This is a genomic window from Xanthobacter lutulentifluminis (assembly GCF_043194675.2).
Classification (GTDB): Bacteria; Pseudomonadota; Alphaproteobacteria; order Rhizobiales; family Xanthobacteraceae; genus Xanthobacter.
This window is the reverse complement of the sequence record NZ_CM195525.1, coordinates 2,530,380-2,552,733: the sequence shown is the minus strand read 5'-3', so window position 1 is coordinate 2,552,733 and position 22,354 is coordinate 2,530,380. Positions and strand designations below refer to the sequence as shown.

General features: G+C 71.8%; 20 protein-coding genes. 11 read left to right on the top strand and 9 right to left on the bottom strand.

The genetic code is table 11. The annotated features are described in order from the left end of the window. The first annotated feature begins 39 nt into the window (after nt 1-39). The 4 genes from V5F49_RS11670 to V5F49_RS11655 all read left to right on the top strand — a co-directional run bounded on the left by V5F49_RS11670 (nt 40) and on the right by V5F49_RS11655 (nt 3,624). A complete protein-coding gene (locus V5F49_RS11670) occupies nt 40-1,020 on the top strand; it encodes a YVTN family beta-propeller repeat protein (RefSeq protein WP_394115641.1) in 981 nt (326 codons plus the stop codon). Nucleotides 1,021-1,061: 41 nt separating this feature from the next. Then, the gene (gene pedB / locus V5F49_RS11665) at nt 1,062-1,859 is read left to right on the top strand and encodes a lanthanide ABC transporter ATP-binding protein PedB/LutE (protein WP_394115642.1); all 798 of its coding nucleotides are present in this window, start codon (nt 1,062-1,064) and stop codon (nt 1,857-1,859) included. Between the two features lie 326 nt (nt 1,860-2,185). Further along, nucleotides 2,186-3,016, top strand: coding sequence for a lanthanide ABC transporter permease protein PedC (gene pedC / locus V5F49_RS11660; RefSeq protein ID WP_394115643.1), 831 nt, complete (start codon nt 2,186-2,188; stop codon nt 3,014-3,016). After that, a complete protein-coding gene (locus V5F49_RS11655; protein ID WP_394115644.1) occupies nt 3,013-3,624 on the top strand; it encodes a hypothetical protein in 612 nt (203 codons plus the stop codon). Before pedC ends, V5F49_RS11655 begins: the two co-directional genes overlap by 4 nt. A gap of 30 nt (nt 3,625-3,654) precedes the next feature. Here V5F49_RS11655 and hpt read toward each other — a convergent pair whose 3' ends face one another. Next, entirely contained in the window at nt 3,655-4,191 is a 537-nt protein-coding gene (gene hpt / locus V5F49_RS11650) for a hypoxanthine phosphoribosyltransferase (protein WP_394115645.1), read from the bottom strand. 161 nt (nt 4,192-4,352) lie between these two features. Between hpt and ftsE the strand changes: the two genes are divergently transcribed. From ftsE to V5F49_RS11625, 5 genes are all read left to right on the top strand, one after another. Beyond that, nucleotides 4,353-5,012 (top strand): cell division ATP-binding protein FtsE, encoded by a 660-nt coding sequence (ftsE, locus tag V5F49_RS11645; RefSeq protein WP_394115646.1) that lies wholly within the window; start codon nt 4,353-4,355, stop codon nt 5,010-5,012. After that, nucleotides 4,999-5,973, top strand: a complete 975-nt coding sequence (locus tag V5F49_RS11640) for a cell division protein FtsX (protein WP_394115647.1) — start codon at nt 4,999-5,001, stop codon at nt 5,971-5,973. The genes ftsE and V5F49_RS11640 overlap by 14 nt, the downstream gene beginning before the upstream one ends. Nucleotides 5,974-6,043: 70 nt before the next feature. Next, the gene (locus V5F49_RS11635) at nt 6,044-6,964 is read left to right on the top strand and encodes a YdcF family protein (protein WP_394115648.1); all 921 of its coding nucleotides are present in this window, start codon (nt 6,044-6,046) and stop codon (nt 6,962-6,964) included. A 9-nt stretch (nt 6,965-6,973) separates the two neighbouring features. Next, nucleotides 6,974-7,819: a lysophospholipid acyltransferase family protein gene (locus V5F49_RS11630; RefSeq protein ID WP_394115649.1), complete on the top strand. Its 846-nt coding sequence runs from the start codon at nt 6,974-6,976 to the stop codon at nt 7,817-7,819. 33 nt (nt 7,820-7,852) lie between these two features. Then, complete coding sequence (locus V5F49_RS11625) at nt 7,853-8,275, top strand: hypothetical protein (protein ID WP_394115650.1); 423 nt, start codon at nt 7,853-7,855, stop codon at nt 8,273-8,275. Nucleotides 8,276-9,417: 1,142 nt separating this feature from the next. Here V5F49_RS11625 and V5F49_RS11620 read toward each other — a convergent pair. Further along, nucleotides 9,418-10,023 (bottom strand): gamma-glutamylcyclotransferase, encoded by a 606-nt coding sequence (locus V5F49_RS11620; RefSeq protein ID WP_394115651.1) that lies wholly within the window; start codon nt 10,021-10,023, stop codon nt 9,418-9,420. Nucleotides 10,024-10,166: 143 nt separating this feature from the next. Between V5F49_RS11620 and V5F49_RS11615 the strand changes: the two genes are divergently transcribed. Continuing rightward, entirely contained in the window at nt 10,167-11,240 is a 1,074-nt protein-coding gene (locus tag V5F49_RS11615; protein WP_394115652.1) for a DUF2125 domain-containing protein, read from the top strand. Nucleotides 11,241-11,473: 233 nt separating this feature from the next. On the opposite strand, the gene V5F49_RS11610 is transcribed toward V5F49_RS11615, so the two are convergent. The 3 genes from V5F49_RS11610 to V5F49_RS11600 all read right to left on the bottom strand — a co-directional run bounded on the left by V5F49_RS11610 (nt 11,474) and on the right by V5F49_RS11600 (nt 15,071). Then, complete coding sequence (locus tag V5F49_RS11610) at nt 11,474-11,824, bottom strand: SH3 domain-containing protein (protein ID WP_509210670.1); 351 nt, start codon at nt 11,822-11,824, stop codon at nt 11,474-11,476. A gap of 437 nt (nt 11,825-12,261) precedes the next feature. After that, complete coding sequence (locus tag V5F49_RS11605; RefSeq protein WP_394115654.1) at nt 12,262-13,395, bottom strand: alpha-D-ribose 1-methylphosphonate 5-triphosphate diphosphatase; 1,134 nt, start codon at nt 13,393-13,395, stop codon at nt 12,262-12,264. Between the two features lie 68 nt (nt 13,396-13,463). Continuing rightward, nucleotides 13,464-15,071, bottom strand: a complete 1,608-nt coding sequence (locus V5F49_RS11600) for a hypothetical protein (RefSeq protein ID WP_394115655.1) — start codon at nt 15,069-15,071, stop codon at nt 13,464-13,466. A 369-nt stretch (nt 15,072-15,440) separates the two neighbouring features. Between V5F49_RS11600 and argB the strand changes: the two genes are divergently transcribed. Then, the gene (argB, locus tag V5F49_RS11595) at nt 15,441-16,340 is read left to right on the top strand and encodes an acetylglutamate kinase (RefSeq protein ID WP_394115656.1); all 900 of its coding nucleotides are present in this window, start codon (nt 15,441-15,443) and stop codon (nt 16,338-16,340) included. On the opposite strand, the gene V5F49_RS11590 is transcribed toward argB, so the two are convergent. From V5F49_RS11590 to dnaA, 4 genes are all read right to left on the bottom strand, one after another. Beyond that, nucleotides 16,330-16,872: a GNAT family N-acetyltransferase gene (locus tag V5F49_RS11590; protein ID WP_394115657.1), complete on the bottom strand. Its 543-nt coding sequence runs from the start codon at nt 16,870-16,872 to the stop codon at nt 16,330-16,332. The genes argB and V5F49_RS11590 overlap by 11 nt on opposite strands. A 164-nt stretch (nt 16,873-17,036) precedes the next feature. Beyond that, nucleotides 17,037-18,209: a DNA replication/repair protein RecF gene (recF, locus tag V5F49_RS11585; protein WP_394115658.1), complete on the bottom strand. Its 1,173-nt coding sequence runs from the start codon at nt 18,207-18,209 to the stop codon at nt 17,037-17,039. 372 nt (nt 18,210-18,581) lie between these two features. After that, the gene (gene dnaN, locus V5F49_RS11580; protein ID WP_394115659.1) at nt 18,582-19,703 is read right to left on the bottom strand and encodes a DNA polymerase III subunit beta; all 1,122 of its coding nucleotides are present in this window, start codon (nt 19,701-19,703) and stop codon (nt 18,582-18,584) included. 307 nt (nt 19,704-20,010) lie between these two features. Next, complete coding sequence (gene dnaA / locus V5F49_RS11575) at nt 20,011-21,561, bottom strand: chromosomal replication initiator protein DnaA (RefSeq protein ID WP_394115660.1); 1,551 nt, start codon at nt 21,559-21,561, stop codon at nt 20,011-20,013. Nucleotides 21,562-22,354 lie beyond the last annotated feature (793 nt).

Sequence of the window (22,354 nt, the reverse complement as noted above, 5' to 3'; positions counted from 1 at the left end):
AACGCGCGCAAAGCGCCGCCGACCCGGAGGAAACGCCCCATGATCTTCACCCGAAGGCTCGCCCCCCTGCTTGCCGGCGCGGCCGCCCTCCTCGCGGCGGACGCAGCGGCGGCCTTCACGGTCTATGTCTCCAACGAGCGGGGCAACTCCATCAGCGTCATCGATTCCACCACGCTGGAGGTGACCCAGACCGCCAAGGTGGGCCGGCGCCCGCGCGGCATCACCACCAGTCCCGACGGCAAGGTGATCTATCTGTGCGCCAGCGATGACCATTCCGTGCAGGTCATCGACCCCGCCTCCCTCAAGGTGCTGCGCAAGCTGAAGTCCGGGCCGGACCCGGAGCTGTTCGCACTGCATCCCTCGGGCAATCCGCTCTATGTGGCCAACGAGGACGACAACCAGGTCACCGTGCTCGACGTGGAGGCCAACAAGATCATCGCCCAGGTGCCGGTGGGCACCGAGCCGGAAGGCATGGCGGTGAGCCCGGACGGCGCCATCCTCGTGGCCACCTCCGAGACCACCAACATGGCGCACTTCATCGACACCAAGACCCACAAGATCGTCGCCAACGTGCTGGTGGACGCGCGCCCGCGCTTCGCCGAATTCTCGCGGGACGGCAAGCGGCTGTGGGTGTCGGCGGAGGTCGGCGGCACGGTGTCGGTGATCGACCCGGAGACGCGCAAGATCATCACCAAGGTCTCCTTCAAGATCCCCGGCGTCTCCAAGGAGGCGATCCAGCCGGTGGGCGTGCGGCTGACGCAGGACGGCAAGACCGCCTTCGTGGCGCTCGGCCCCGCCAATCGCGTGGCGGTGGTGAATGCGGAGACGTTCGAGGTGCAGAAGTATCTGCTGGTGGGCCAGCGGGTGTGGCAGCTCGCTTTGACGCCGGACGAGAAGCTGCTGTTCACCACCAACGGCAATTCCAACGACGTGTCCGTGATCGACGTGCCGGAGCAGAAGGTGGTCAAATCCATCAAGGTGGGCGGCGCGCCGTGGGGCGTGGTGGTGTCGCCGAAATAGGGACATTCCCGCGTTCCGGCGCGGGGCGGAAGACCGACCGTATGGATGTGCGCGACCCGCCGGCCCCCGCGCCGGCCCTTCAGATCGAGGATGTCAGCCACGCCTTCGGGGCGCGGCGGGCGCTCGACCGTGTGTCGCTCAGTGTGCCGCAGGGCGGCTTCGTTGCCCTGCTGGGGCCGAACGGCGCCGGCAAGACCACCCTGTTCTCGCTGGCGACCCGGCTCTACGCCACCCGTGCCGGCCGGGTGCGCCTGTTCGGCCGCGACCTTGACGCCGATCCCTGCGGCGGCCTCGCGGAGCTGGGCGTGGTGTTCCAGAGCCGCACCCTCGACCTCGACCTGACCGTGCGCCAGAACCTCGCCTATCACGCCGCCCTGCACGGCCTCGCCGGGCGCGAGGCGAAGGCGCGCATCGCCGCCATGCTCGCCACCGTCGGGCTGGAAGAGCGCATGGACGACAAGGTGCGCACCCTCTCCGGCGGGCAGGCGCGGCGGGTGGAAATCGCCCGCGCGCTGGTGCATTCCCCGCGCCTCCTGCTGCTCGACGAGGCAACCGTGGGCCTCGACCTCGCCTCCCGCGCCGCCATCGTCGAGATCGTGCGCCGGCTGGTGGCGGAGGAAGGGCTGGCGGTGCTGTGGGCCACCCACATCTTCGACGAGGTGCGCCCGGACGATCAGGTCTATGTGCTCGATCGCGGCCGCATCATCGCCTCGGGCACGGCCGGCGCCATCGCCAGCGCCCATCCCGCCCCGCCGGCGCGGGAGGCGGAGGCCGGCACCGCCGCGCTGGAGGCGGCCTTCCGCGCGCTCACCGCCGGCCCGCCGGGAGCCGCCGCATGAGCGCGCCCGTGCCGCGGCCCGACGATCCGCCCGGCGATGGCCCCGGAGCCGATGCGCCGCGCCGCGACGCGGGGCAGCAAGGCGATGTCGCGCGGCAAGGCGCCCCGCAGGCCCAGCCCGCGCCCGCCGGTGCAGCCCGCCCGGCGTCGCCGCGCACCCACTCGCCGCACGCCGACGCCGGACGTCGCGACGCCCCGCCCCGGGAGCCCGTGCCTTCCGATCCCGTCCCCTCGGCTTCGCCGGACGCCGGTTCCCCGCGGCCCGGAACAGCACCGGCGCACCCCGACACCCCGCTCCGCCAGCTCCCACCCCGCCCGGCAGCGCCCGTGCCCCGTCCGCTGGGCGCGGCGGGGCATCTGGTGTGCCTCGCCGGCATCGTGGCGCGCGAGCTCACGCGCTTCGTGCAGCAGAAGGAACGCTTCCTCTCGGCGCTGGTGCGGCCGCTGGTCTGGCTGTTCATCTTCGCCGCCGGATTCCGCAGCGTGCTCGGCGTCTCGATCATCCCGCCCTACGAGACCTACGTGCTCTACGAGGTCTATGTGACGCCCGGCCTTGCGGTGATGATCCAGCTGTTCAACGGCATGCAGTCCTCCCTCTCCATGGTCTACGACCGGGAGGTGGGCTCCATGCGGGTGCTGCTGACGAGCCCGTTCCCGCGCTGGTTCCTCCTGTTCTCCAAGCTGGTGGCCGGGGTCGCGGTGTCGCTGGCGCAGGTCTATGTCTTCCTCGCCATCGCCCGGCTGTGGGAGGTGGAGATGCCGCCCCTCGGCTATCTCGCCGCGCTGCCCGCCTTCGTTCTGACGGGGCTGATGCTGGGGTCCATCGGGCTGGTCATCTCCTCGCTCATCCGCCAGCTGGAGAATTTCGCCAGCGTGATGAACTTCGTCATCTTCCCCATGTTCTTCGCCTCCTCCGCCCTCTACCCCCTGTGGCGGATCCGCGACGCGAGCGAGACGCTCTACATCGTCTGCCTCCTCAATCCCTTCACCCATGCGGTGGAGCTGGTGCGCCACGCGCTCTATGGCGCGTTCGAGCCCACCTCTTTCTGCGTGGTCCTCGGCACCACCGTCGTCTTCTTCGCCCTTGCCGTCGCCGCCTATGATCCCGGGCGCGGCGTGATGGGGCGGCGGGGCGGCCCTCCGGGAGAAGCCGCATGACGCCTGCCCGCCTCGCCCTCGCGGTTCTCGCCGCGCTTCTCGTTTCGCCTGCCGCCGCCCAGCCGGCGCAGGACCCCGACTGGCCGTGCGTGCAGCGGCGCACGCCGTCCATCGATCTCGCGCAGGTGTGGAACGGGCCGGACCCGGCCGCCGCCGGCAAGTGGACCGACGACCAGGACGCCGCCACCCTCGCCCAGCGCCTCGCCTCCCGCCGCACCCCTCTGGAGGACGTGGACGGCCTGCTGGATGCCTATTCGAGGCAGGCCGGCGCCGGCGCGCGCGACGGGCTGCTGCGGGTGATGGCGGGGGTGTACGAGATCCTCAACACCGAGCGCTCGCGCATCGTCAGCGGCATCGAGCGCTACGCGCGCGGCCAGCAGAAGCTCGCCGACCGCATCCGCGAGGAGGGCGACAAGGTGAGCGCGGCGAAAGCGTCAGGCGCCGCGACGCCGGAGGCGGCGAGCCTCGAAGAGCAGCTGAAATGGGACAGCCGCATCTTCGACGAGCGCGCCCGCTCGCTCACCTATGTCTGCGAGACGCCGGTGCTGCTGGAGCAGCGCGCCTACGCCATCGGCGAGAAGATCGCCGCGCGGCTGAACGGCAGGTAGGGCCGGCGCGGACGCGGCGGGGAAGCGCCGTCAGTCCAGACCCTGGATGTGGCCGATGAAGGGGAGCTGCCGGAAGGCGTGGGCGACGTCCATGCCGTAGCCCACCACGAACACGTCCGGGCAGGTGAAGCCGACGAAATCGGGATTGATGTGCACCGCCCGCTTGCCGGGCTTCTCCAGCAGCACGCACACCAGCACCCGCCGCGCGCCCCGCGCCATCAGCAGGTCCTTGGCGAAGGCGAGGGTGCGGCCGGATTCCAGGATGTCGTCGATGAGCAGCACGTCGCGGCCGCGCACGTCGCTCTCCACGTCCTTCAGGATCTCCACCTGACCGGAGGAGATGGTCGCCTCCCGGTAGGACGACAGGTGGACGAACTCCACCTCCGGCTCCAGCCCGGAGGTGTGCATGGCCCGCAGCAGGTCCGCCGCGAACATGAAGGACCCCTTCAGCACGGCCACCGCCAGGAGGCGCTCCGGCGCCGCGGCGGCGATCTCGGTCGCCAGCGCATGGTTGCGGGCGGCGATGCGGTTCTCGTCGTAGAGGACGGTAATATGGGGCGGGCTCATGATTCCTCTGTCGCAGGGCCGCCGAGAATGGACCTTCCCGCCCGGGGCGTCCAGATCGGGGCCGGATCGGCGAGCGGGACCGGCCGGCGGTGGCGGCCGGCCGCGCTTGGTCTATGTTGGGGCGCAGCTGTGCGCGCGCGATTCGAGGGAAGGGCGGGGCGTTGGTCCGGTTCGAGAATGTCGGCCTGAGATACGGAATGGGGCCCGAGGTGCTGAAGGATGTCTCCTTCGGCATCGAGCCCAATTCGTTCCAGTTCCTCACCGGCCCTTCGGGCGCGGGCAAGACCACGCTGATGCGCCTCCTGTTCCTCTCGCTGAAGCCGACGCGCGGGCTCATCACCCTGTTCGGCCGCGACGTCTCCTCGCTCGATCCCGACGAGGTGGCGGTGCTGCGCCGGCGCATCGGCATCGTGTTCCAGGACTTCCGCCTGCTCGACCACCTCACCACCTACGAGAACGTCGCCTTGCCCCTGCGCGTTCTCGGCAAGGAGGAAGCGAGCTATCGCGCGGAGGTCACCGAGATCCTGAGCTGGGTGGGGCTGGGCGAGCGCATGCACGTTCTGCCGCCGGTGCTCTCGGGCGGCGAGAAGCAGCGCGCCGCCATCGCCCGCGCCCTCATCGGCCGGCCCGAGTTCCTGCTCGCCGACGAGCCCACGGGCAATGTGGACCCCACCCTCGCCCGGCGCCTGCTGCGCCTGTTCATCGAGCTCAACAAGTCCGGCACGTCGGTCCTGCTCGCGACCCATGACATCGCGCTCATGGACCAGTACGACGCCCGCCGCCTCGTGATCGCCGACGGCCGCCTCTATGTCTACGACTGACGCCGCCCGCCCCGACCGCAAGCCCGCGACCGCCGCCGCGCCGGGCGAGGAGGCGCGGCCCGCCAAGGCGCGCGGGCAGACCTCCATCGTGCCCTCGGCCACCATCGCCGGGCGGGCGTTGGTGGCGGTGGTGGCCATCATGACCTTCCTCGCCGGCCTCACCATCGGCACTGCCGTGGCGGTGCGCGCCACCGCCGGGCAATGGCGCTCCGACGTGACGCGCGAGGTGACGATCCAGATCCGCGCCGGCGACAAGGCCACCACCGACGCCCAGGTGCAGGCCGCCGCCGACATTGCCCGCCGCTCCCCGGGCATCGCCGACGCCCACGTCCTCACCGCCGAGGAGACCGCCCGCCTGCTGGAGCCGTGGCTCGGCTCGGGGCTGGACCTCGGCGACCTGCCGGTGCCGCGCGTGGTGGTGCTGCGGCTCGACGGCGCCGGCCAGGTAGAGCTCGCCCGCCTGCGCCGCACCCTCACCGACAAGATCCCCACCGCCACCCTCGACGACCATCGCGGCTGGTCGCGCCGCCTGGTGGCGGTGACCGACGCGGTGATGCTGGTGGGCATCGTGCTCCTGGTGCTGGTGGGCCTCGCCACAGTGCTCTCGGTGGTGTTCGCCACCCGGGCGGCGGTGGCCACCAACCGGCAGGTGGTGGAGGTGCTGCACTTCGTGGGCGCGCGCGACGGCTTCATCGCCGCCCAGTTCCAGCGCCACTTCCTGAAGATCGGCGCCCAGGGCGGCGTCATCGGCGGGGTGGCGGCGGCGGCCGTGTTCGGCGTGCTGGCGGCGCTGCCCCGGCTCGGCCTCGCCGGCGATCCGGAGCTGCCGACGGTGGTGGCGTGGCTCAATCCCGGCATCGCCGGCTTCCTCGGCATCGCGCTGGCGGTGGGGATCGTGGCGCTCGCCACCGCGCTCACCTCGCGGGTGACCGTTTACCGGACGTTGAGGACGATCCAATGAAGCTGGGCGGGCCGGCGCGCGGCCGCTCCTTTCCTCGCCTCTGCCGCATTCCGCCGGCATGGTTAAGTCCATGACCATGTCCAACGCCGGCAGACCCGCGGCGCGACCGCAGCAACCCGCTACCGTGCGTCCCGCCACCGGCCGGACGCAGGCGGGAGCGCGCCCGCGCCGGTCCCGCACGCTGCGGCGGATCGCGGTGGGCCTGGTGCTGCTCGCCGGCCTCGGCGGGGTGGCGGCGGCGGCCGGCTTCATCGCCTTCACCGCCCAGATCGCCGCCCGCGAGCCGGTGGCCGTGAAGTCGGCGGACGCCATCGTCGTCCTCACCGGCGGCCCCTCGCGCATCGTCGATGCGGTGGGCCTGCTGGCGGAAGGACGCGGGCGGCGCCTGCTCATCACCGGCGTGAACCCCTCCACCTCCACCGAGGAGATGCGCCGCGCCCTGCCCGACGGCGAGCACCTGCTCGGCTGCTGCATCGATCTCGGCCACAAGGCGCTGAACACCCGCGGCAACGCGCTGGAGGCGGCGGAATGGGCACGCGACCGGCGCTTCCGCTCGCTGGTGGTGGTCACCTCCTCCTGGCACATGCCGCGCGCCATGATGGAGCTGGGCCGCGCCTTGCCGGAGGTGGAGCTGGTGGCCTATCCCGTGGTCACCACCCGCACCCAGCCCGAGCGCTGGTGGAGCGATCCCGGCACGCTGAAGCTGCTGGCGAAGGAATATGTGAAGTTCATCATGGCCACGGTGAAGATCCGCCCGGCGCAGGCCGTGGCGGGGGCCGGCGCACCGCCGCAGGCATCCCCCGCGCCCGGGCCGGCCACGCAGGCGCCGGCATCGCTCGCGCCCGCCGCCCAAATCCCTGCGGCCCAGATCCCGGCCTCCCGGCCCGGCGCGCCGGCGCAGGTGGAGGCGCTTTCCGCCATGGCGACGCCCGCCCGCCCACCGGCCTCGCACCCCGTGACGCGCCCCGCGGAGGCAAGCCTGTCGCGCTGAGCGGCGGCCATGGAGAAACCCGACGTGATTGTCCCGCGCGTGCTCGGCTCGCTCGCCTTCCAGGTCGCCTTCTACGCGGTGACCACGCTCTACATGCTGGCGTTCCTGCCGCTGCTGCCGTTCATCTCCCGCCACACCCTGTGGCGTACCGGCGTCATGTGGTGGGTGGCGACGAACAGCTGGCTGCTGCGCGTGCTGGTGGGCACGAAGGCGGAATTCCGCGGCCTCGAGAACATCCCGCCCGGCCCGCTGCTGATCGCCGCCAAGCACCAGTCGGCGTGGGAGACGTTCGCGCTGCTGCCGCTGTTCTCCGATCCCGCCTTCATCCTGAAACAGGAGCTGATGCGCATTCCGGTGTTCGGCTGGTTTGCCGCCAAGGCGCGGATGATCCCGGTGGACCGCAAGGGCGGCTCGGGCGCGCTGAAGGCCATGACCCGCCGCGCCAAGGCCGACATGGCCGAGGGCCGGCAAATCCTGATCTTCCCGGAAGGCACCCGCCGCGCCGCCGGAGCGCCGCCCGACTACAAGTTCGGCGTGGCGCACCTCTATTCCAGCCTCGGCGTGCCGTGCCTGCCGGTCGCGCTCAATTCCGGCCTCTACTGGCCGCGCCGCGCCCTGCTGCGGCGGCCCGGCACCATCCTGGTGGAAGTGCTGCCGCCCATCCCGCCCGGCCTCGGCCGCGCCGCCTTCATGGCCCGGCTGGAGCAGGACATCGAGACCGCCAGCGACCGGCTGCTGGAAGAGGGGCTGAAGGCGCTTGGAAAGAACGCGCCGGAGCACCTGCGGGAGCGCGCCGCAGGTGCCTCCGGAAGCACTCAGTCATCCCCGTTGTCCACCCCTGTGGAAAACTCTTGATCGAGGGCGGCGGATCGTTCTAGTTTCGTTCTCATGAACGCAACTGATTCGCTCCTCGTCCCCCTCGTTGATGCCGGCAACCTCAATGGTTTGAAGGTCGGCGGGCTCGGTGCGCGCTATCGTTTCTGGCGCGACGAGAACGGCGCGCGCCATGTGTTCTCGGTGTATCCGTCCACCGCCTGTCCCGATTATCCGGACGCGCTGGCGCTGGTCACCCGGCGCACGCCGGCGGGCTCCATCGCCATGTGGGCCGGCCCCGCCGGCGAGCCGGCACGCCTCGCCGCCGAGCGTATGCGCGCGGACGAGATCCACGTGCATGTCTTCGGCGAGGAGGATGCGCCGCTGCTGCGTCGGCTGCTGGAGCGCGGCTCCGCCCGGCTCTCGGCCCGCGCCGCCGGACTGCCGGTTCCCGTCGTCCCCCTCCGCTGCCGTCCGGACCGCCGCCACGCGGCCTGACAGGGGCCGATCACGCCCGCCCGACTGCCGGGGCAAACCCAGCGCGCGAGCCACCGCGCCGGCATGAAGGCTGGAGCCGAACCGCTTGAGGGGTGGAGCGCCTGAGGGCCGAATGCCTCGGGGGTGAAGGACCTCAGGGTGAAATGCCCGGGGCCAGATGTCGGGGCCAAATGCCTGCCTCTGGCGAACGCACCTCCCCTGAACTCCATTGATTCAGCGCCCACGCCAGGCGCCAGGCGCCGGATACTGGGTTACCCGCCCCCGGCACGAAAACCCCTCCTTGCTCCGACCGGTCACCGCTGAGCGTGCAAGCGCGCCCTCCGCTATGCCATCCTGCCTCGCGCCGCCGGTGCGCCCGGCACAGGCGGCCGCCCCCATCCGTATCGGCGGGTCAGTGGCCCGGCGCCGTCTGGATCAGCCCACGCCAAAGCGCGCCGGCATCGTCCACTCCGAAACCCCGGCCGCGTGCTGCCGTCGCACCGCTTGATCCGCCGGCCTCAGCCCGTGCGGCCCGCCGCATCGCCGCGGGGGCGGATCAAGTCTGCATCCTGGCTCGCGCCGCCGGTGCGCCCGGCACTGGGCTGTGCCCCCTATCCGGATCGGTTGGTCAGTCGCCCGGCGTCGTCCGGATCGGCCCACGCCAAGGCGCGCCGGCATCGTCCACTCCGAAACCCCGGCCGCGTGCTGCCGTCGCACCGCTTGATCCGCCGGCCTCAGCCCGTGCGGTCCGCCGCATCGCCGTGGGGCGGATCGAGTCTGCACCCAGGCTCGGGCCGCCGGTGCGCCCGGCACAGAGGGGTGCGCCCTCATCTGGATCGGTTGGTCAGTGGCCCGGCGCCGTCCGGATCGGCCCACGCCAAGGCGGCCGGCACCATCCGCTCAGAGCCCCGGCCGCGTGCTGCCGCCGCACCGCTTGATCCGCCGGCCTCAGCCCGTGCGGTCAGCTGCATCGCCGCGGGGGCGGATCGAGTATGCACCCTGCCTCGTGCCGCCGGTGCGCCCGGCACAGAGGTGCGCCCCCATCCGGATCGGCGGGTCAGCGGCCCGGCGCCGGCCGGATCGGCCCACCCCAAGGCCCGCCGGCATCGTCCACTCCGAAACCCCGCCCGCGTGCTGCCGCCGCGCTGCTTGATCCTCCGGCCTCAGCCCGTGCGGTCCGCCGCATCGCCGCCGGGCGGATCGAGATCGCCGGAGACGGCCGGTCCCGCCAGATGGCGGGCGATGAAGGCCAGCCCGCTGTCGTGGATGCCGAGGTTCTCCAGCGCCCGCACCGTGGCCAGCACATATTCCGTGTTCGGCCCCGACTTGCCGTGCGAGCGACGCACCAGATGCAGCTGGTGCTCGAGCGAGAGGCCGCGCGCGTACTGCGTGTGGGCACGGTTGACCAGATAGGCGACCGCCGGCGCGTCGCGGTCCGAGCCATCCAGCAGGCGGATGCGCCGGTGCACCTCGCGGTACACGCCGGAGATCTGCTCGCGCTCGGTGAGATAGGCGTGGGTCGCGGGCCAGTCCGCCGCCGCCACCCGATAGGCGATGCCGCGGCAGGCGCCGCCCAGATCCAGCCCCAGCACCAGCCCCGGCTGCTCCGGCGTGCCGCGATGGTGGAACGAATAGACGCACAGCGCCCGGTGCGCCCCCGTCAGGCGCGCCTCGCACCGTTCCGCGAAGGCGAAGCCGGGGTTCCACATGAGAGAGCCGTAGGCGAACACCCAGACATCGCCGCGCGCTGCCGCGCCATCTTCGCCCATCGCGTCCGATCCGCCTCCGGTTCAGGGCGGCCCGCCGCGCCGGACGCACCGCGCCGTTGACAGAACCGCCGGAGCGTCGCCTAACAGCCGGCACCGGCCACCGCAAGCCAGCGTGCAGCCGGCGCCCGAGACCGAGGACGTTCATGACCGCAGCCGAAGCCCCCTCGCCCCGCCGCAAGCCCTGGATCGTCATCGTGCCGCTCGCGCTGCTGGTGATCCTCGCGGTGCTCTGGTCCGGCCTGTGGTTCTATGCCGCCAACCGGGCCGAGCGCGAGATCGACGCCTGGATCGGCCGCGAGGCCCAACTGGGACGGGTATGGAGCTGCGGCGACCGCAGCCTCGCCGGCTTCCCCTTCCGCTTCGAGCTGCGCTGTCGCGCGCCGAGCCTACAGACGCGCGGCGGCGACGCCTTCCGCTTCACCGCGGTCTCCGCCCAGGCGGTGGCGCAGGTGTGGGCGCCGAGCCACATCGTGGCCGAGTTCACCGGCCCCGCGCGGGTGGAGGACCTCGTGACCGGCGAGGCCTATGCCGCCAACTGGGCTCTGCTGCAGATGAGCGGGGTGGGTGACCTCTCCGGCCAGCCGCAGCGCCTGTCGGTGCAGGCGCATGAGCCGCGGCTGGAGCTGTCGGGCGCCACCGGCGCTACCGGCGCAGCCGCCCGTCCGCTGCTGTCCGCGCACCTGTTCGAATTCCACGCCCGCCGCGCTCCCACCACCGACGGCAAGCCCGACGGGGTGGACTACGCCGCCGGCCTGAAGGGCGGGGAAAGCGCGCTGCTGGCCGCCCTCGGCGTCGCCGGCCCGGTGGACATGACGCTGCAGGGCACCGTCACCGCCTCCGCCGACCTGCGGCCCATGCCGGTGGCGCAGCGGCTGCGCGCCTGGGCGGCGGCCGGAGGCGTGGCCAAGCTGGACCGCTTCGTCATCACCGCGCCGAAGGTCGCGATCAGCGCCACCGGGGCCGTGGCCCTCGACGCGCAGGGACAGCTCAACGGCAAGCTGGATCTCGCCTTCGCCGGCATCAGCGACCTGGTGCAGGGGCTGGACAAGGCCGGCGTGATCCCCCGCGACGTGGCGCCCATCGTCTCCGCGCTCGCCATGGTGGGCAAGCCAACGCAGGTGGAAGGCCGCAAGGGCGCCCTGTTCGCCCTCGGCTTCGATGCCGGCGCGCTGAAGCTGGCCGGGTTCCCCGTGGGCTACGTGCCGCCGCTGTTCTGAGCAGCGCCGGGTGGCCCCGGGCGCCGGACGCGGGACTGGCGCGCGAGCCGGAACGTGAAGGCCCGGCGCGGCCTTTCGGCGCCGGAAGCCTGCCGTCCTCCGGGTCAAGCCCGGTCCGGACACATGTGTCGGAACCAGCGTCGGCAATCCGCCGATGAGGCCCCGGCACGGAACGGCGCCGCGCCATCCGGGCCTGTCGCCCCGCCCGGTGCGGGCGGGCACCGGCGGCGCCTTCACTCCCTCAGATAGCGGCCATAGGCCCAGCCGGTGACGCCGGCCATCGTGCGGACCTTGCACCAGCGGCCGGCCGAGGTGCGGCGACAGCCCAGATTGGCGAGCTGCGCGCCCTCCCCCGCCCGCGCGACCTCGGCATGGGACCGCCCCGGCGCGGCCCGCACGGCGAGCGTGTCGCCCGCCGATAGGCCCACGACCCGCCATTGATCGGGGCCGCCGGCATCGCCGTCGGCGAAATCCCCCGCCACGGCCGGCACCGCGAGCATCAGGGCCAGCAGGGTGCCGATGGCCCCGGCGCGCAGGCGCCTCTCGCTCCGGACCACGCGCGCCCGCATCCTCATCGACTGCATCATGCCTCTCCTCGCCGCTGCGGCGCCGCCCCGTGGCTGCTTCCGATGGCTGATGCGGGTGCCCGGCGATTGCGGCAACACGCGGGACGTCCGCAGGGGATCGGGGCGGCATCGGCAAGGGGCGCACCCCCCAGCCGTAAAGAAGCACCCATGCAGGGGCGACGCGAAAGAGGCGCGGCGTATCCGCTGATCGTTGGCGCGGCCTCAGGACCCTGAGCGCCCAGCGGCTACGGGGCAAGGCGATGACGACGCGACCCGGTCCCGCGCCGGGAACGCAGCAGCGCTGCCCTCTTCCGACGCCACGCCGAATCCGGGCCAGGGGCGGCGGACGCGCGGCCCAGCCGGCACCGCGGCCGACCGGGCTCCCGACGCCGCATCCAGTCCTGTGCGCGGGGGCCCGCCGGTGACGGCCGGGCGGGTCCGCGAGCCGCCCGCGGTCAGAACACCCGCGCGCCTTCCACCAGCACCTGGCGGACCACCGGCGTGGTCTCGACGATGCGGAAGCGCAGCAGGTCGGCCCGCAGGCCCTCGACGAGGCGGCCGCGATCATCGAGGCCGGCCATGCGGGCGGGATTGCGGGTGACGAGGGCCATGGCATCGGCCAGCGGCATGGCGTCGGCGAGGTGCAGCCGCGTCGCCGCCTGCAGCAGGCTGGCCGGCACGTAGTCGGAGGCGAGGGCGTCCACCAGCCCCTCCTGCGCCAGCGCGCCCATGGCGACGCCGCCCGAGTGGGAGCCGCCGCGCACCACGTTGGGCGCGCCGCCGATGGTGGCGAGGCCGGCGGCACGCGCCGCCACCGCCGCCTCGCGGGTGGTGGGGAACTCGCTCACGGTGCAGCCGGCGGCCACCGCCTGCTCCACATGGTCGTCGGTGGTGTCGTCGTGGCTCGCCATGATCAGCCCGGTCGCAGCCAGCATGTCGGCCAGCGGGGCGAAATTGCGCTCCACGTTGGCGCGGCCGCGGGCGGTGCGCTCGGCGATCTCGCGCTCGGCCTCCTCGGCTTCCTTGCCGATGCCCAGCAGGAAGTTGCGCAGCACCTCCACGTTGCGCCACTGGCGGGCGCCGGGGGTGTGGTCCATGAGCGAGGCGAAGGCGAGGGACCGCCGCTCCAGCGCCGGCTCCACCAGCTCGATGAGGTCGGGGTCGGTCATCTCGCAGCGCAGGTGGATGCGGTGGTCGGCGCGGAACAGGCCGCCGCCCGCCTCCACCGCGTCCAGCATCACCTGGAACAGCTCGCGCCGCTCGGCCTTCGCCTGGTCGAAGCCGCCGGCGCAGATGGCGTCGAACACGGTGGTGATGCCGCTCGCCACCGCCTGCCCGTCATGGGCGAGGGCGGCGGCGCGGGCATCGGGCCAGACCACGCGCGGGCGCGGCACGAAATGGCCTTCCAGCGCGTCGGTGTGCAGATCGATGATGCCGGGAGCGATGAAGTCGCCCTCGCAATCCACCGCCGCCGGCAGCTGGCTGCGCCCGCCGTCCACCGCGGCGATGCGGCCGTCCCGCACCGTGAGCGTGCCGGCGACGACGCCGTCGTCGAGGATGAGGCGCGCGTTGGTGAGGACGGTTTCCATCTTGGCTCCACGGATCGGCCGGGCCGGCCTGCCTTGCACCGAAGGATGACGCCGGCGTGACACCGCCCTCAGGAGGGCGGCGCGGCCGGCGGGATCACCTGGTAGAGCTGGAAGCGTTCGCCCTCGAACAGCAGCTTGAGGCGGTCGCTGTCGGGATTCGGCGCGCCCCGCTCGGTGAACAGCACATAGACATAATCGAAATGCTGGGGCCAGAGGTCCCAGTAGCGCGGACCGTCGGCGGTGGGCTCCTCCTCGGTGATGAGCAGCTGCTCGATCTGCGGCGGGGTGCCGTCCTCGGTGTCCACGTGGCTGCGGTAGGGCTGGTTGGTGCGCAGGATCTGCTTGCCCTTCACCGTGAAAGCGGTGGTGACCAGCGACGACTTCTCGATCATGGCGAGGCAGGCGGCGTGCACCAGGCCGAGATCGGAGGGGTCGTTGCCGCCCTGCACGTCGGCATAGGCGACGAGGATGCGCGAGCCGGGCTTGATGAGGTTCACCGACTGGCGGAACGCCACCGTCCACTGGGACAGGCGGTCCCACACCACCTGCACCTCGCCCACGCGCACCGCCACCATCAGGATCAGCACCACCGCGAAGCCGCGCCGGGCGAGGCGGTTGCGCAGGTCCACCCGCATGGCCGCGAGCACGAGGAAGGCGATGGCCACCGGCAAGCGCTGGTCCGCCATGTAGGTGGCGAACACCACGCGCGGCATGGCGAGATAGACCGCGCCAGCCACCAGCACCAGCGGCAGCATCATGGAATGGATGTGCAGCAGCCGGTGGCGCGCCGCCCACAGGCCGGCCAGCACCACCACGCTGGTGAGGGCGATGGCGACGTAATCGAAATAGAGGTTCACCACCATCTCGATGCCGGCGACCTTGCCCTGCGGCTCCCAGGAGTTCTCGCCGGACAGGCCCCAGGTGGGGCTGGCGATCAGCAGCGGCACGATCAGTGCGAACGGCAACCCCGCCGTGACGAACGCCACGAGCCGCGGCCCGAGCGGGCGGCCGCGGGTCTGGCGCAGGCGGTCGAGCTCGAACGCCAGGATGCCGACGCCGTACACGCCGGCGGCGAACAGGTGGCAGAAGAACAGGGCGATGATGAAGAGGATCGAGACCCCGTAGCGCCAAGGCCACGGCCGGTCGCGCAGGTAGACCCATGCGGCCAGCGCGCACAGCATCAGGCCGATGCCGAAGTAATAGTTCATCACCCCGATGAGGAAGATGCCGTTGTACAGCAGCGGGAACGCCAGCAGCGGCAGCGCCGACCACAGGCCGAACAGCGCCCGGTTCAGCGCCAGCGTGCCGCCGGTGATGAGCGCGAAGCACATCAGCGTGTAGATCTCGCCGGCGGCGTAGATGTTCACCACCCGGTCGATGACCGGCACCACCAGGTCCATCATCAGGTTGGGCAGGATCGACCAGCTGAGGTGGTAGAACCGCGCGATGTCCTTGTCCTCGGGCAGCACGGCGATGACGTGCATGCGCGCGAGGTGGTTCACGTAGTCCGACAGGGGCGGGATCGGATGAGTGACGATGGGGATCGCCACCAGCACCAGGCAGGCCACGAACAGCAACAGGATCGAGCGGCGCCGCAGGTCATGCGGGCGGCGTTCCGGCGGCGGGTGGTGAGGGCCGGAGGCGGCGGGATGTGCGGCGGGCAGAATGGCGGTCATGTGGGGCCGTGCTAGTCTCTGGCGATGGCTCGAGGGGCAGGCTGCAGCGGGCGGGGCCGGGGCCGCATCCGGTGGCGGAGGCTCTGGCGCCGCGAATGTGTTGGCCCGGTGGCCGCTTCAGATCACCTTTCCGCGACCGGGGGAAGACTAACCCTGCGGAATGTAGCGCGTTGCCGCGCCGACGGCACGCACTTCCTCCGGACCACGCTGCCGGCGCCCCGTGCCCGCCTCCGCCGGGATTCAAGGCAACGCCTAGGGGCTTGAGTTGTCGCATTTTCTTCATGGGATCCGGTTTCCCCTCCGCGCGAAAATGCTCTAGAAGGGCGCCGCCCCGGCGGCCAGCAACCGCCGACCACGAGCGAGCCCGTCATGACCGATTCCACCGCCGTTTCGGATGCCCAGCTGCAGGCCGAGGTTCTGGCCCGCGCATTGCCGCACATGCAGCGCTACGACGACGCCATCGTCGTGGTGAAGTACGGCGGCCATGCTATCAGCGGCGAGGAGGGCGCGCGCACCTTCGCGCAGGACATCGTGCTGCTCGAGCAGTCTGGCGTGAACCCGGTGGTGGTGCACGGCGGCGGGCCGCAGATCGGCGCCATGCTGCAGAAGCTCGGCATCAAGTCCGAGTTCGCCGCCGGCCTGCGCATCACCGACAAGGCCACGGTCGAGATCGTCGAGATGGTGCTGGCCGGCTCCATCAACAAGCAGATCGTCGGCTTCATCAACGAGGCCGGCGGCACCGCCATCGGCCTGTGCGGCAAGGATGGCAACATGGTGCGCGCCCGCAAGGCGCACCGCGTGCTCGTCTCCAACGGCGGCGACGACGCGCACGAGGTGGACCTCGGCTTCGTCGGCGAGCCCGACACGGTGGACACCACCGTGCTCGACCAGATCCTCGGCCGGGACCTCATCCCCGTGCTCGCCCCGGTGGCGGCGGCGGTGGATGGCGGCACCTACAACGTGAACGCCGACACCTTCGCTGGGGCCATCGCCGGCGCGCTCGGGGCCAAGCGCTTCCTGCTGCTCACCGACGTGCCGGGCGTGCTGGACAAGAACAAGCAGCTGATCCCCCGCCTCACCGTCACCGAGGCGCGGGCTCTGATCGCCGACGGCACCATCTCCGGCGGCATGATCCCGAAGGTGGAGACCTGCATCTATGCCCTGGAGAAGGGCGTGGAAGGCGTGGTCATCCTCGACGGCAAGGTGCCGCACGCGGTGCTGCTGGAGCTGCTCACCGACCACGGCGCGGGCACGCTGATCACCCGCTGAAGCCGAGATCCGCCTCCTCCGGCACGCCCGCCGCGCCGGAGCCGAGGGCGCGCTGCATCAGCACCGTGTCGATCCACCGGCCGAACTTGAGGCCGGTGGCGGCGAGCACCCCCACATGCGCGAAGCCGCACGCGGCGTGGAGCGCGATGGAGCCGGTGTTGGCGCTGTCGCCGATCACCGCCACCATCTGGCGGAAGCCGCGCGCGGCGCATTCCTCCACCAGCGCCTCCAGCAGCGCCCGGCCGATGCCGCGGCCCTGCGCCGCCGGCGCCACATAGATGGAATTCTCCACCGTGTGGCGATAGGCGATGCGCGGGCGGAAGGCGCCGGCATAGGCATAGCCGAGGATCGTGCCCGCCTCCTCCATCACCAGATAGGGATAGCCTCCCTCCACCAGCGCGGCGTGGCGGCGCGCCATCTCGGCGACGCCCGGGGGGGTCAGCTCGAACGATGCGGTGCCGGTGCGCACGGCCTCGTCATAGATGGCAGCGATGGCGGGGATGTCGTCGGGGGTGGCGGGGCGGATGGGCATGACGGCCTTTTAATTCAGCCGCGTCGCCACCGGAAGGGCCCGCGCGGGCGGCTCCCCGGTTCAGGCATCGGGGCGAACGCCCGGGCGTCCCGCGCCAACACGCTGTCCGGGCGCCGAGCGCAGCGCCGGTCACGCTCCGGCGCGCAGGACGGCACTGCCCCGCCTCAGGCGCGGGCGATGACGCCCGGCGCCACCGTGAACCGCTCCGCCCCCTCCAGCGCGGCGAAGGCGGCAGGGTCGGCCCCTGTCATCCACACCTGCGCGCCGAGACGCCGCAGCGCCTCGAACAGGCCGGCGCGGCGGTCGGCGTCGAGATAGGCCACCACGTCGTCCAGCAGCAGCACGGGGGAGAGGCCCTGCATGGCGCTCACGAGGCGTGCGTGGGACAGGGTCAGGCCGATCAGCAGCGACTTCTGCTCCCCGGTGGAGCAGCGCGCCGCCGGCAGCCCCTTCTCCGCGTGGCGCACGGCAAGATCGGTGAGGTGCGGCCCCTCCAGCGTGCGCCCGGCGGCGCGGTCGCGCCCGCGGCCCTCGCGCAGGATCGCGCGGTAGCGGTCTTCCACCTCCAGCGCAGGATGATCGGCAATGAGGCGCTCCACCGCCCCGTCCAGCGCCAGCTGGGCCGAAGGGAAGGGGGAGGCCCCGTCGCGATGGGCGGCGATCTCGGCGCCGAGGCGCGCCACCGTCTCCAGCCGCGCCGCCGCCACCGCCACCGCCAGCTCCGCCACCTCGTGCTCCACCGCATCGAGGAAGCGGGCCGAGCCGTTCTCCTCCAAGAGCCGGTTGCGCGACCGGAGCGCCCGCTCCAGCCCGTTGACGCGGGTGCCGTGGCTGCCGTCCACCGCCAGCACCAGCCGGTCCAGATAGCGCCGCCGCTCGCCGGGCGGACCAAGGAACAGGCCGTCCATCTCCGGGGTCAGCCACAGCACCTTGAGGTGATCGAGGAAGGCGTTGGCGGAGGGCGCCGGCTCGCCATCGATGCGGCAGCGCCGCTGGCCGCCTTCCTGCGCGGGATCGAACCCGGTGCCGAGGCGTGCCTCGCTCAGCGCCCCCTCCACCAGCGCCGAGACCGCCCAGGGCGTTGCCGGTCCGGAAGCGTCATCGCCATGGCGATCCCCGGCGCGATGGCCCACCTCGGCCAGCTGCGCCCGGCGCAGGCCGCGCCCGGGGGAGAGGAAGGAGATGGCCTCCAGCACATTGGTCTTGCCCGCGCCGTTCGGCCCGGTGAGCACCACCGGCCCCGCGTTCCCGCCCGCACCCGCGCCGACACTCACCTGCGCCGCGCCATAGGAGCGGAAGGCGGTGAGGGAGAGCTTCAGGACGGCGGCATGGGGCATGAGGTTCGGCCGCGATGCGGGACAGGGAGCGTGGGCCGCATGACCACGCCATGGCAGCGGAGGACCGCCACCGCAGCATCGGCCCGGCCCGAGGACAGATCCGGCCCGCGCTCAAGGCGCCGGTCCGGGGAGAGGAGAGCCTTGGGGCGAGATCCCCGCCGAGCGCCCGCGCGTCAGGATGGTCGCTTCCGGGCTGGGCTCGAAGCGCTGGCCCGAAGATTTGGCTCAATCCCGTGGCGTCCGGACGCGGACGAGCATCGGGCACGGAACCTCGGCGCGGGATCGAGGCATGCCCGACCGGTACACGCCGGCGGAGCCTCCGCCCCGCCGAATCGACCGGGACGGCGGAACGGCAACCGCGCGGCCGCCGCCTCACACCCGCATGGGCATGAGGACGTAGAGCGCGTCGGTCTTGGTGGAATCGCGCACCAGCGTGGGCGAGCCGGGATCGGCGAGCTTCAGCTCCGCCGTGTCGCCCTCGAGCTGCGAGGTGATGTCCAGCAGGTAGCGCGAGTTGAAACCGATATCGAGCGGCTCGGCGGAATACTCCACCTCCAGCTCCTCGGTGGCGCTGCCCGAATCCGGATTGGTCACGGACAGGGTCATCTTGCCCTCGGTGAGGGAGAGCTTCACCGCCCGTCCGCGCTCGCTGGACACGGTGGAGACGCGGTCCACCGCGGCGGCGAACTCGTCCTTGTCCACGTTGAGGGTCTTGTCGTTGCCCTGGGGGATCACCCGCCCATAATCCGGGAAGGTGCCGTCGATCAGCTTGGAGGTGAGCACGATGGCGCCCACCTGCACGCGGATCTTGGTGGCGGACAGGGAGACGGTGGCCTCCGCTTCCTTGTCCTCCAGCAGCTTCTGGATCTCGGCCACGGTCTTGCGCGGCACGATCACGCCCGGCAGGCCGGCCGCGCCCTGCGGCGCCTCCAGCTCGGCCTGGGCGAGGCGGTGGCCGTCGGTCGCCACCGCGCGCAGCATGGACTTGCCGCCCGCGCCCTCGGTGACGTGCAGGTAGATGCCGTTCAGATAGTAGCGCGTCTCCTCGGTGGAGATGGCGAACTGGGTCTTGTCCACCAGGCGGCGGAAGTCCGCGCCCTTCACCTTGAAGGTGTGGGAGAACTCGCCGGCGGCGAGGTCCGGGAAATCGGCCTCGGGCAGGGTCTGGAGCTGGAACCGGGCGCGGGAGGCGCGCACGGTGAGGGTGCCGCGGTCGCCGCCGGCCTCCAGCTGCACCTGCGCCCCCTCGGGCAGCTTGCGGACGATGTCGTAGAGCACGTGGGCCGGCACCGTGGTGGCGCCCGGCTGGCCGACCTCGGCCGTCACGCCCTCCACCACCTCGAGATCGAGGTCGGTGGCCTTCAGCTCGAGCCCGCCGGGGCCGGCCTTGATCAGCACGTTGGCGAGGATCGGGATGGTGTTGCGCCGCTCCACCACGCGATGCACGTGGCTGAGCGATTTGAGAAGCTCGGCGCGCTCGACGGTGACCTTCATGGTCCTGACCCGTTCACTCTTCGCTTCCGAGCCGGCCGGCCGCAGGATCTTGAACCCCGCAGGTCAGGTCCGCCTCGTCGTTCGGGAAAGGCGTCCGCCGCGCCCGCCGGAACCGACGGGGTGCGTTCACCGGGTGGCTGGCACGCGGAGGGACGGATGTCCCCTTGCGCGGGCGCCCGCCGGGACGGGCGCCGGGCCGCCGACATTGCCGCCCGCGGCGCGCCAAGGCAAGGCCCGCAGTGCGATTAAAGCGGGCATGGCGCCGGATTTCGCACAACGCCGCGCAGGCGCTGGCCCGGCGCGCGGCTCAGGCTTCCAGGGTGAGGCGCTTCAGCACCTCGATCTCGTCCGCCAGCGCCCGGTCGGTGGCGATCAGGCCGTCGATCTTGCGCACCGCGTGCAGCACGGTGGTGTGGTCGCGCCCGCCGAAGCGCCGGCCGATCTCCGGCAGCGAGCGCAGGGTGAGGGTCTTGGCCAGATACATGGCGATCTGGCGCGGCTTCACCACGGTGGCGGTGCGGCGCTGGGACAGCAGGTCGGCGCGCGACACGTTGTAGTGCTTGGAGACCACGCGCAGGATGTCGTCCACCCGCACCCGCTTGGGGTCGGCCGGGCGGACGAGGTCCTTCACCGCGTTCTCGGCCATCTCCAGGGTCACCGGCTCGCCGGTGAGCTGGTTGAAGGCGAGCAGCTTGTTCAGCGCGCCATCGAGGTCGCGCCCGCTCTGGCCGACGCTGCGGGCGAGGAACTCCAGCACCGGCGCCGGCACGGCGAAGCCCTGGTGCTGATCGGCCAGCGCCTGGTAGCGCGACTTGAGGATCTCGAGCCGCAGCTCCTCCTCCAGCTGGCCCAGCTCCACCACGAGGCCGCCGGCAAGGCGCGAGCGCACGCGCTCGTCCAGATGCTCCAGCTCGCCGGGCGGGCAGTCGGCCGCCACCACCACCTGCCGCCCGCCATCCAGCAGGGCATTGAGGGTGTGGCAGAATTCCTGCTGCAGGTTGTTGCCCTTCAGGAACTGCAGGTCATCGATCACCAGCGTGTCGATGGTGCGCAGGGCGTCCTTGAAGGCGATGGCCGAATGGGTCTTCAGCGCGGCGACGAAGCCGTACATGAAGCGCTCGGCGGTGAGATAGGTGGTGCGCCGCCCGCCGGTCACGCCGGCGCGCGCCACCGCCTGCAGCAGGTGGGTCTTGCCGAGGCCGACCGCCGCATGGAGATAGAGCGGGTTGAAGATGGGGGCGGCGCCGCTGGCCGCCTCGGCCACCTGGCGCGCGGCGGCGAACGCCAGCGAGTTGGACTTGCCCACCACGAAGGTCTCGAACGTCAAGCGCGGATCGAGCGGCGAGCCCGAGGCCACATCCGCCACGGCGCCGGAGAGCGCGGCGCCCGGCTGGGCGGCCTGCGTCTCGCGCGGCTCGGAGCGGGTCTCGGCGGCGCGGGCGGGAGCGCGCGGCTCGATGGCGCGCGGCTCGGTGCGCTCGCTCACCACCTCGCGCGGGGCGGACGCCTTCAGGGCCACCGGGCGGGCGAAGGCATTGCGCACGGCAAGGTCGACGCGACGGCGCGTGCCGCTCTCCTCGGCCCAGATGTCGGCGATGCGCGGGAGGTAATTCTCCTGGATCCAGGACTTGAGGAAGCGCGTGGGGACCGAGAGCTGCACCACGTCGGCGGTCAGCCCGTCGAGGTCCATGCGCGCGAACCAGCTGGTGAACTTCTCCTCGCCGATCTCCTCCCGCAGGCGCTGGCGCACCCGCTCCCACGGGGTGGTCGTCCCCTCGGCGTCGGCGGCCCCGGCGAGGGCCGGACGGAACGGGGCGGAACCGGAGCGCGGGGCTTCCGGGGAATGAGGCTTGAGCATAGAGCTCCCACCGCCTTTCAAAGCGGTTCCCTGGTTGGAGACGCCAAGGCCTGTCGCGCCCGTGAGGGCAGCGCGCGCCTTGCGGATGAGGTTGATTTCAGGTGCGCCGCCGGGGCGCCGTCACGGCCTTCAGCGCAACATCATGCGCACGTCCGGAAGCCGCTGGGGGAGGTGGCGCACAGGCGCCCGGAGCGGAGCTCTCCGGCGATCCGCGCAGAGCGCGCGAAAGCCGGAACTGAAGCTGGAACTGCTGCCGCGTCCGCTGCCGCCTGAGTGCCTGAAGTCATAGCCGCCCCATTTCCGCCGACGAAGAAACATCGGCGGCCGTTGGAATGAACCAGATTTTTGCTTGTTCTAAAAGGTGCCGGGAGATGGGATCAGATCACCACTCTCAGCATAGCGCCGATGAATGAAGGTCGTACGCATACAAAACACGGCGATGGCCAGGAGGGCGGAGAATGAATACTGGCACAGTACACCCCCTCCTCATCCACGAAGAGCCGTGAAAACTTCATTCTTTCGGTGAACCCCGGTGTCGCTCCCGGAGTGAGGTTGAACATACACAGGCCCCTTTGGGGGTGCAACGCCTTTCCCCCACCCAGTGGAATAGCGGGAAAAAGTGCCGCCCCCGCCGCTTCCGACCGACCGCTGACATCAGCCGGCAAACCTCTGTCGGGACAGTGAGATTCCATACGTCACCGCGCCACCCGGCCGGGCGCCCGGCTCTGCGCGGGACGGTCTTCCCATACCCCTGAAATGGGTCCGTTTCGGAGCTTTCGGACCTTTGGCCAGT

Excerpts from the sequence above, each read along its gene's own strand:
- V5F49_RS11670 (WP_394115641.1), top strand. The coding sequence starts at position 40 with ATGATCTTCACCCGAAGGCTCGCCCCCCTGCTTGCCGGCGCGGCCGCC.
- pedB (WP_394115642.1), top strand. The coding sequence starts at position 1,062 with ATGGATGTGCGCGACCCGCCGGCCCCCGCGCCGGCCCTTCAGATCGAG.
- V5F49_RS11655 (WP_394115644.1), top strand. The coding sequence starts at position 3,013 with ATGACGCCTGCCCGCCTCGCCCTCGCGGTTCTCGCCGCGCTTCTCGTT.
- hpt (WP_394115645.1), bottom strand. The coding sequence starts at position 4,191 with ATGAGCCCGCCCCATATTACCGTCCTCTACGACGAGAACCGCATCGCC.
- V5F49_RS11640 (WP_394115647.1), top strand. The coding sequence starts at position 4,999 with ATGTCTACGACTGACGCCGCCCGCCCCGACCGCAAGCCCGCGACCGCC.
- V5F49_RS11635 (WP_394115648.1), top strand. The coding sequence starts at position 6,044 with ATGACCATGTCCAACGCCGGCAGACCCGCGGCGCGACCGCAGCAACCC.
- V5F49_RS11630 (WP_394115649.1), top strand. The coding sequence starts at position 6,974 with ATGGAGAAACCCGACGTGATTGTCCCGCGCGTGCTCGGCTCGCTCGCC.
- V5F49_RS11625 (WP_394115650.1), top strand. The coding sequence starts at position 7,853 with ATGAACGCAACTGATTCGCTCCTCGTCCCCCTCGTTGATGCCGGCAAC.
- V5F49_RS11620 (WP_394115651.1), bottom strand. The coding sequence starts at position 10,023 with ATGGGCGAAGATGGCGCGGCAGCGCGCGGCGATGTCTGGGTGTTCGCC.
- V5F49_RS11615 (WP_394115652.1), top strand. The coding sequence starts at position 10,167 with ATGACCGCAGCCGAAGCCCCCTCGCCCCGCCGCAAGCCCTGGATCGTC.
- V5F49_RS11610 (WP_509210670.1), bottom strand. The coding sequence starts at position 11,824 with ATGCAGTCGATGAGGATGCGGGCGCGCGTGGTCCGGAGCGAGAGGCGC.
- V5F49_RS11605 (WP_394115654.1), bottom strand. The coding sequence starts at position 13,395 with ATGGAAACCGTCCTCACCAACGCGCGCCTCATCCTCGACGACGGCGTC.
- V5F49_RS11600 (WP_394115655.1), bottom strand. The coding sequence starts at position 15,071 with ATGACCGCCATTCTGCCCGCCGCACATCCCGCCGCCTCCGGCCCTCAC.
- argB (WP_394115656.1), top strand. The coding sequence starts at position 15,441 with ATGACCGATTCCACCGCCGTTTCGGATGCCCAGCTGCAGGCCGAGGTT.
- V5F49_RS11590 (WP_394115657.1), bottom strand. The coding sequence starts at position 16,872 with ATGCCCATCCGCCCCGCCACCCCCGACGACATCCCCGCCATCGCTGCC.
- recF (WP_394115658.1), bottom strand. The coding sequence starts at position 18,209 with ATGCCCCATGCCGCCGTCCTGAAGCTCTCCCTCACCGCCTTCCGCTCC.
- dnaN (WP_394115659.1), bottom strand. The coding sequence starts at position 19,703 with ATGAAGGTCACCGTCGAGCGCGCCGAGCTTCTCAAATCGCTCAGCCAC.
- dnaA (WP_394115660.1), bottom strand. The coding sequence starts at position 21,561 with ATGCTCAAGCCTCATTCCCCGGAAGCCCCGCGCTCCGGTTCCGCCCCG.